The sequence below is a fragment of the Dietzia sp. E1 genome (assembly GCF_014145015.1).
Classification (GTDB): domain Bacteria; phylum Actinomycetota; class Actinomycetes; order Mycobacteriales; family Mycobacteriaceae; genus Dietzia; species Dietzia cinnamea_A.
Genome location: NZ_JAALDU010000583.1, coordinates 1 through 1,261 on the forward strand (window position 1 = coordinate 1; position 1,261 = coordinate 1,261).

Consider the following 1,261-nt stretch of genomic DNA (forward strand, 5'->3'; position numbering starts at 1 on the left):
ACACCTGGGTGGTGCGGCCCACGAACTGGTAGCCGCCTGGTCCCTCCATGCCGTAGATGCACAGGTACGCGCCACCGATACCCACAGAGTTCTCGGCGGTCCACGTCCGGGCGGGGTTGTACTTGGTCGTCACCAGGCGGTGACGCGGGTCCAGCGGCGTGGCGACGGGCGCGCCCAGGTAGACGTCCCCCAAGCCCAGGACCATGTATTCGGCCTCGAAGACGGTGCGGTAGACGTCGTCGGCGGTCTCGAGCCCGTTCATGCGGCGGATGAACTCGATGTTCCACGGGCACCACGGGGCGTCGTCGCGTACGCCGTACATGTAGCGCTCGATCGCCTCGCGGGTGGCGGGGTCGTCCCAGCTCAGGGGGAGTCGGACGTGACGGCTCGGCACGACCAGCGACTCGGCGGCGGGCAGGGCGGCCTCGGCCTCGCGCAGGGCGGCCAAGGTGGAGGCCACGGTGCTGCGTCCCGGCGTGATCTTGACCTGCAGCGAGCGGATGCCGGGCGTGAGGTCCTGCTGTCCGGGCACGGGGTTGGACAGCAGGTGCAGGTAAAGGGCGTGCGCGCGGGCGCGGAGCTCCAGGTCGAGCTCCATCCGCCCGTACTCGACCAGGACGTTGTCGTCCCCGCCGCGGCGGTAGGTGACCTCGGTGAGCCCGTCCGCGGTGTGCCCGCGGCCCAGCACGCCGTCGTCGCGGTCCCCGCCGTCGCCCAGGACGTACGGACGGCCCGCGCCCCGCGAGCCCCCGGCGCCGACCCGGTCTGGCACGGCGTCCACGCGGACCCGCACGAACCGCACGGTGTCGCCCGGCGCCAGTTGCCCGAGCTTCCACCGGTCGCTGCTGACCACCGTGACCGGGCAGACGAAGCCGCCCAGGCTCGGGCCGTCCGGACCGAGCAGGATCGGGGTGTCGCCGGTGAAGTCGAGCGCGCCCACCGAGTAGGCGTTGTCGTGGAGGTTCGACGGGTGCAGCCCGGCCTCGCCGCCGTCGGGCCGGGCCCACTTGGGGCGCGGGCCCTCGAGCCGGACGCCGGTGCGGTCGGAGTTGAAGTGCACGGTGTAGGTAGCCGCGTACAGCTCGTCCATCCCGGCCCGGGTGAGGAACTCGGGTGCGCCGTGGGGCCCCTCGGCGACCGCGACGTGCCAGTGGTGGCCGATGGCGGGGACCTCCTCGGCGCAGATCCGGCGGGGCGACGCGGGCCCGGGCGCGCCGACGGCGAGCGTGTCCCCCGCGGCGAGGGCGCGGCCCTCGTGGCC

1 protein-coding gene is annotated in these 1,261 nt (G+C 73.9%); it reads right to left on the bottom strand.

Annotated features, from left to right (window positions below; genetic code table 11):
- On the bottom strand, positions 1-1,261 hold a 1,261-nt coding region (locus G6030_RS16205), incomplete at both ends, for a carboxyltransferase domain-containing protein (RefSeq protein WP_182643818.1).